5 protein-coding genes are annotated in these 6348 nt (G+C 39.3%); all 5 read left to right on the forward strand.

All coding sequences use genetic code 11. The annotated features are described in order from the left end of the window. The first annotated feature begins 26 nt into the window (after positions 1-26). The 5 genes from EJP82_RS17185 (at position 27) to EJP82_RS17205 (ending at position 6187) form a co-directional block, all read left to right on the forward strand. Positions 27-1739: a sensor histidine kinase gene (locus tag EJP82_RS17185; protein WP_127193301.1), complete on the forward strand. Its 1713-nt coding sequence runs from the start codon at positions 27-29 to the stop codon at positions 1737-1739. Continuing rightward, positions 1697-2899 (forward strand): response regulator transcription factor, encoded by a 1203-nt coding sequence (locus tag EJP82_RS17190; protein WP_127193302.1) that lies wholly within the window; start codon positions 1697-1699, stop codon positions 2897-2899. The genes EJP82_RS17185 and EJP82_RS17190 overlap by 43 nt, the downstream gene beginning before the upstream one ends. Before the next feature lie 169 nt (positions 2900-3068). Then, positions 3069-4391, forward strand: a complete 1323-nt coding sequence (locus EJP82_RS17195) for an ABC transporter substrate-binding protein (RefSeq protein WP_127193303.1) — start codon at positions 3069-3071, stop codon at positions 4389-4391. A gap of 33 nt (positions 4392-4424) precedes the next feature. Beyond that, positions 4425-5309, forward strand: a complete 885-nt coding sequence (locus EJP82_RS17200; RefSeq protein ID WP_127193304.1) for a carbohydrate ABC transporter permease — start codon at positions 4425-4427, stop codon at positions 5307-5309. 14 nt (positions 5310-5323) lie between these two features. Beyond that, a complete protein-coding gene (locus EJP82_RS17205) occupies positions 5324-6187 on the forward strand; it encodes a carbohydrate ABC transporter permease (RefSeq protein WP_127193305.1) in 864 nt (287 codons plus the stop codon). Positions 6188-6348: the final 161 nt, after the last annotated feature.

The raw sequence follows: 6348 nt of genomic DNA on the forward strand, positions 1-6348 counted from the left end.
CTAGAAGAATAACTAGAAGAGGTATTATGATGAGCAACTTAGATAGAATGAGATCCCGTATCAGAAAAGCAGGAAGTGTCAGAACAAAGCTAACGCTAATTATTTTTATAGTTGCTATTTTGCCAGTATGTACACTTGGATTTTTTTCATATCATCGATCTTCCAAGGTTGTAAATGAACAGTTTGGTAGTTATGGTATGTATGCCGTTGATCAACTTAAGCTGCATGTTGATAGCAATCTAAGGCAGATGGATCAAATTACTGGTAATATCCTATCCTATCTCATTGCCTCATCCATATTAGTTGAAGATAAAGCTCCTTCTACCTTTGAACAATTTGTTGAGGAACGGGATTTTCAAAACTATATTTCCTCACTGGAAAATTCAAATATATTTAATATTGCAGTGATTACTCCTTCAGAAAGGGTAATCGGGAAGAATCTAATTAATGAGGAGAGCCTTACTAACTCCCAGTTCTGGTCTATTGAATCTCTTAATAATGACAGGCATGTGATGATTCATATTCCTGATTATTATTCAGTGCCTAGTAACGACTACATGATTAGTTTACTGGTTCCTTTAAAGAATTCGTTTGGATTACCAATGGGTAGTAAATTACTGATTGATATGAAAGCGGATACAATTCTTAGCTTAATTAAATCATTCGAAAGAGATACCAAATCCCACTTGCAAATTAAAGATGCATCTGGACACTCTTTGTTGCCAACATCTTCGGATTATACGAGTCAACACAATGATATTGTATGGTCACGTTCTCTGGATACGGAGGATTGGGTCGTGGAAGCAAGAGTTCCCTATGCAACGTTTTATGAATCATCTACCGTTATTTTGAAGTATTCTGTTTTTATTTCCGGTTTAGCAGTGTTTCTAGGCGTGATTATGGCAAGCTTTTTTTCAATTCGTTTTACGATGCCAATTAAGAAATTAGCGCATTCCATGCGCAGGTTTGGTGAAGGCGATCTGCTTATACGTACCCCTGTGATGTCATCGGATGAGCTTGGGTTTCTAAGTGAAGCCTTCAACAAGATGACAGAACAAATCGTGGAGCTTGTTAACGAAATTAGCCAAACCGAGAAGCTTAAAAGTGATGCTGAGTTGAAGATATTACATTATCAAATTAATCCACACCTTTTATTTAATACGTTAAATTCAATTCAATGGAAAGCGAAGCTGGCCTATCAACCCGAAATTCAAAAGATGCTCCAGCATCTCATTGTCGTTCTGGATGGAAGCTTTAATTTCAAACAAACACTGCTCCCCTTGACGAAGGAAATTGAAATAGCACGCCATTTTATTGAGATTCAGCGTTTTCGTTATGACGATGTATTTACCTTTAACCTTGAGGTACAACCTGGCCTTGAACATTGCCTGATTCCGCGAATGGTGTTTCAGCCTTTGCTCGAAAACATTTTTTTTCATGGATTTCGAGATGGTCATGGGAACATCGATATGAAAATATTCGAGGAAAAAAATAAATTATATATGGTACTTGAAGACGATGGAATGGGTGTCAAAACAGAGCATATGAAGTTTATTGGCTCAGGACAGAAGGTACCGAACAAGCAAGGTGGATTAGGTTTGCGGAATGTGGATGAGCGATTTAAACTGCACTATGGTGATGTCTACGGATTATCAATAGAATCAGACAGAAATAAAGGAACGAAGGTGACTTTAACATGGCCAAAAACAGTAGAGATCCATTCCCAATCAAAGTTCTAATTGTTGATGATGAGCAGCTGGTGAGAAAAGGGCTTCGGATGACCATTAATTGGGAAGAACATCAGATGGTTGTAGTGGATGATGCAGCCAACGGAAGTATAGGGTGGCAAAAATTTTTGGAGCATCAGCCTCAATTAGTTATTACAGACATTGTCATGCCAGAAATGACGGGTATTGAACTCGCACAAAAAATAAGAAAAGAAGCCCCGGAGACGGCGATACTATTCCTGAGCTGCCACAGGGACTTTGACTATGCCCAGCATGGAATCCAATTGGGTGTACATGATTATATCGTCAAGACAGATATGGATGACGATCATATAAATGACTCATTAAATCGTGTTTACTTACAATTCGAGGAACAACTTACGAAGCAACAAACTGCAGTGGACTTGGTGAAAGAGCATCGGGATCAGACTAGAGAGGCAGTGGAAGCTTGGCTTAGTAAGCATAGTTATGAAGCTAGAGAGTATTTATTGGAACGTGTTCGGACAAAGTGGAACTGGATGCAATCCTATTCTTGTTTAATTCACATGTATATTCCTCGTGACAGTACTAACAGCAGGGGTATCAATCTTAATCAATGGAAGGATATGTCAATAACTAACCCTAATCAATTAATGCTACTTGAACTAGACGAATATTCCGCATTTATTGCATGTACACCAGCGCTTCAAGATCTTGTAAGATCCAAGCTTGTAGATATGAAATTAATGAACACTATATTAGAGTGGCGTCAAAGCAAACCTATTGTCAGTGCTGAAGACTGGATGGATTCCTTAAGCAGGTTATATCGCATGAGGCTTGTAGAATGTAATACCAACTTGTTAAGCCTGACGCATAAAGAGGATATTATACTAGCCATTGATTTCATTGATGAGCATCTCGATACTGATATCAGGGCAGCAGATGTGGCTGCAAACATTGGAGTGAGTCGAAGTTACTTTAGCACGATCTTCAAGGAGGCAACGGGATATAGCATCATTTCCTTTATATCTGACCGCAAGCTACAGAGGGCTAAGGAGTTACTAAGTGTTACTACAATTCGTATAGAGGAAGTTGCCGAGAAGATAGGCATTCAAGATGTGAAATATTTCTCGAAATGGTTCAAGAAACATGTGGAGATTACACCCGGTCAATATCGTCTTCAAACAAAATGACCCTTTCTCTGAACAAATGTACAACTGTGCCTAGGTAGCCTGGGCATTTTTTTTATTTATTGGAAAAGATCACACTTTAATCAAACAACAGACCGTTTGAAAGCCCTTTCAAAAGTTTTATCATAATGAATGTAAGCTACAATTTATTAATTACAGGGGGTTGAAGTTCGTGAAAAGAAAAAGCTTGTTATATGTACTCATTACTTGTCTGATGGTTTCTTTACTGGCTACTGCTTGCTCTTCAGATAACAAGCAGAATGCATCCACTGCACCAGCTAATGGTGACGAGAAGGTTAAATTAGTGGTCTGGATTTGGGAAACCGCAAAAGACGGACTCGATTTGAATATGGAAGCTTTCAATGCTAAATATCCAAACATCGAAGTAGAATTTCAGACTATGAAGTCCACAGATCTGTATTCGAAATATCTAATTACTTCAAATACGGGGGATACGGTACCGGATATTATCACTGTAGAATCTACAAATCTATCCCAGATCGTAAAAATTGATTCTTTACTTGATATTACCTCTCGTGTAGAACCATACAAGGACAAGATGAGTGCTTATAAATGGGAAGATGCAACCAAGGATGACAAAGTCTATGCAATGCCTTGGGATAGTGGTCCGGTAGTCATGTTCTACCGCAACGATCTATTCGCACAAGCAGGTCTACCAACAGATCCAGATGAAGTTGCTCAAAAGATTCAGACCTGGGACGACTATTACGAGGCGGCCAAACTAATTAAAGAAAAAACGGGAGCTATGATGTACGGGGATTCCAAAACGAACTCTAGCAACCGAATGTTTGAATCGATGATGTGGCAACGTGGTTTATGGTACTTCGATGATGAAGGAAATGTTGCTATAGATTCACCGGAGATTAAGGAAAGTGCAGATTTCCTGATTAAAATGCAAAATGAAGGACTTGTATTCGATGCACGAGCTAATTCTGATCAATGGGGGAACGGCATTCGGGATGGGAAAATTGCCACCGTTGTCGGCGGTTCATGGCATGATGCGATTATCGAAAATCAGTATTCTCCAGCAGATAAAGGCAAATGGTCAGTAGCAATGATGCCAAAATGGTCCAAAGATGATAAATATACTGGTGCGAATCAAGGTGGAGCAAATCTAGCGATTAACAAAAAATCCAAACATCCTGAAGAGGCATGGAATTTTATCGAATTTATGCTCGGCAGTGAGGATTCTCAAGTGAAAATGATGGCGGAAGCCGGACTATTTCCTGCAATGCTAGTTAATAATGATGCCTCGTTGGATGAAAAGTCAGCTTACTTCAATGATCAGGCTATCCGCAAAGTATACTCACAGTCACTGGCGAACACTTATCCGTTGGCGTATACTTCCGACTTTCCTATGGCAAACAAACTCATGACGGATGTATGGGCAAAAGTATTCTTGAATCATGTGAGCTCAGAGAAAGCATTACAAGAAATGGCTGACGAACTACGCAGCAAAACAAAGAGAAACTAAAAAATTTATCCTGATAGGAATGGAGGGAACGATATGAAAACACCCAAATGGAACAAGCAAATGTTGTTTGCTCCCTATCTTTACATATCACCCTATTTCATTTTGTTCTTTGTCTTCTCGTTATATCCCATTTTGTATTCATTTTATATCAGCCTTACGGATTGGAATGGATCTGGGGAGAAAGTAATAATTGGTTTTGATAACTATATTCAGTTGTTCGGAGATAAAACCTTCTGGTTATCCCTATGGAACAGTTCATTGATCTTCCTGATGTATGTGCCGCTTATGTTGTTTCTGGGTCTTATATTTGCTTCCATACTCAATTCCAATTGGATGGTAGGTAAAGGATTCTTTAGAATGGCACTGTTTGTGCCCAACTTCGTATCTGTTGTGGCCGTATCCTTCGTGTTCATCTTACTCTTGAATACGCAGGATGGTCTGGTTAACAGTATTCTCAGAAATATTGGTCTGATTGATAGTCCGATACCTTGGCTCGAATCGCCATGGTGGGCACGTATTTCCGTAGCCATGATGGTGTTGTATCGCTGGCTTGGGTACAATATGCTTCTGTTGTTGACAGGCTTGCAGAACATTTCGAAGGATTTGTACGAAGCCGCTTATGTGGATGGAGCAACAAAATTAAAAAGCTTCTTCTACATTACAATTCCGTTGGTCAAAAAAATGTTGTTGTTCTGTACAGTGCTCTCGACAATTGGAACATTCTCGCTCTTTACAGAGCCCTTTATTCTTACACAGGGTGGACCGCTAAATTCTACGATGACCCCGGTATTGATGTTGTATATTGAAAGCTTCCAAAACTTTAATTTCGGTTACGCATCTTCCATCGCCGTCTGCTTCTTTATTTTGATGATGGCAATCTCATTGTTGCAAATGCGTATATTTGACGATAAAGAGTAGGGCGGGAGGATATTATGGAAAAAACACTTAAAATACAAGCTATTGACACTTCTAGCAGCAAGAGCATATGGTCCTCATCTTTAGCCTTTATATTGATGGCTTTGGCTTCACTACTTACAATGTTTCCTTTATTCTGGTTGTTCAGTTCCTCATTAAAGGACATTAGTGAGATATTTGTAAATCCGCCAATCTGGGTTCCATCAACCCTGCATTGGGAGAACTTTAGAGAATTATTTGTCGAACGAAAATTTGGTATCATTACGTGGAACAGTTTCTTGTTAGCTTCTACCTCCACGCTTATTGCTTTAATATTCTGTGGGTTGGCTGGATTTGCATTTGCCAAATACCAATTTAAAGGGAAAAACTTTTTATTTGTATTAGTGCTAGCCTCACTTATGATCCCACATGAAGCTACAATGGTTCCCCTGTTCTCTATCTATAAAAACTTGAATTTGATCGATAACATTTGGGGCGTTATTTTGCCGGATTTGGCCAACGCTTTTGGTATATTTTTTATGCGGCAATATTGTATGTCACTCCCTGATGAGATGATGGAGGCTGCGCGTATTGATGGTTGCACCGAATTTAAGCTATTCCGTCGCATCGTACTCCCTAATCTAAGATCAGGATTTGCTGGACTTGGAATTATTCTATTCGTTAAACAGTGGAATAACTTCCTATGGCCATCAGTGATCTTGAGATCTCAGGAGAACATGACGTTATCCGTTGCGCTCAAAGCGCTTGAGGATAGCAATAATACGCCGTACCACCTTATCATGGCAGGCTCTGTTATCAGTGTTGTTCCACTTCTAATCATTGTGTTGATCTTTCAAAAGCAGTTAATTGCGGGGATGATTGAAGGCGCTGTAAAAGGCTGATGATCCTAAGCATACAAACCAGACTAGCCCTCATCTTGATTACAAGATGGGGGCTTTTTAATTTTAGGCTATGTTAAATTCTAATGTTGATTTATGACCATAAGAAAACCGCCTTTGTGATGAAGTGACCCCCTAAAGTTAGACAGGTTATTTTATTAGGC

This window comes from Paenibacillus anaericanus (assembly GCF_003994475.1).
Classification (GTDB): Bacteria; Bacillota; Bacilli; order Paenibacillales; family Paenibacillaceae; genus Fontibacillus; species Fontibacillus anaericanus.